The 1,270-nt window shown below is 44.3% G+C and carries 1 protein-coding gene; it reads right to left on the reverse strand.

Features of this window, described 5'->3' with window-relative positions; all coding sequences use genetic code 11:
• Positions 1-20: 20 nt before the first annotated feature.
• Positions 21-1,163: an IS4 family transposase gene (locus tag QUA57_RS28520; protein ID WP_333065158.1), complete on the reverse strand. Its 1,143-nt coding sequence runs from the start codon at positions 1,161-1,163 to the stop codon at positions 21-23.
• Positions 1,164-1,270: the final 107 nt, after the last annotated feature.

The raw sequence follows: 1,270 nt of genomic DNA on the forward strand, positions 1-1,270 counted from the left end.
CTGGGGGGGTGACAAGGCGGTCAGGAGCTAGATAGAATCTGGGCTACAGCCTTCATCCCCCGTTGATAAAAATGGCGTTTATTTGGAGTTAATGTCATTAGCTCTTGCACTTCTTGGGCATATTTTTCCAGGTTACTTAGCCATTGTTGACTATCTAGACCACTGCCAAAAGAACTACGTCTCGGATACTTTCTGCTTGGTTCTTTGGGGCGGGAAACGTACTTTTTACTCCCGGTCTTTTTAAGGGCTGTACCTTGGATGATAGCACTCGTATAAGCCAAGGCTATTAGTAAAATCAGCGCCCTCAATCGCTGACCTTGTAAGCCGGTTCCCTCTAAATTATAGCCTCCGCTTTTATAATCTCGGAACATTTCTTCTATCCCCATCCGCTGTTGATAGGCGGCTATTGCTTCTGACAAAGAACCTAAATCGGTCAGTAAAAACCAACCCTCTTTCATCGAGGCTCCCCGATACTTCCTCTTCCATTTACCAACGACATTAAATCCTTTTACGGGTTGCGTCTTGCGGACTCTTACTCCTTGAAAATAGCGAGAGACACCCGGAGCCAATCCCACCTCTTTTAAAGCTTGCCATTTTTCAGGCTCTGTTTCGATACAGGTCGAGCATTTCAATCGCAAACAAAAGGATAAACCTTTCTCCATGAGCCAGCTAGCGAACTCGACGCAGCAGAATTCCCGATCGCCTAAAACGACTACTTGATAATCTTGCAAGAGTGGTAAAATCTCGCTAATAGCCTCTTTTTGCTCCCTGAAATTACTACTTCCTAATTGGGGTAAAAGTGACCAACTTAAAGGAATGGCTCTTCTCTCCCATACTAGGCTTACCATGAGGAGATTTATCGCTCCCCATTGACTCCGGTCAATCACGATTGATAAGCTCTGACCCGCTTGATAGTAAGTCGTTAACCAATAGGTTATTAGTGGATACCAAATCTGCCTCACTGTTAATTCCGGTAAAGATAAAAACCTTTGTAACTTCCGACGCCGACTTTCAGACAAAATGAGGGACGGAAAAACTCTGGCTAATCGTTCCAACTTCACTTGCCTTTCTGATTGCAGCACATTGAGCAAGAGTCCTAATACCCAAACTTGAGCGGTTGTTAAGGATTTTTGGAGATGCGTCTGATAGAATTGAGGTAACATATTTTGTGATAGGTAACCGGTAACTTTGATCGGACCTATCTTTTTTTACCATAATCCAGTCAAATCCTTATTCTATCTGGCTTTGAGCGGGGTTGTCACCCCGCCAG

The sequence above is a fragment of the Microcoleus sp. Pol7_B2 genome (assembly GCF_036701035.1).
In the GTDB taxonomy this organism is placed as follows: Bacteria; Cyanobacteriota; Cyanobacteriia; order Cyanobacteriales; family Microcoleaceae; genus Microcoleus.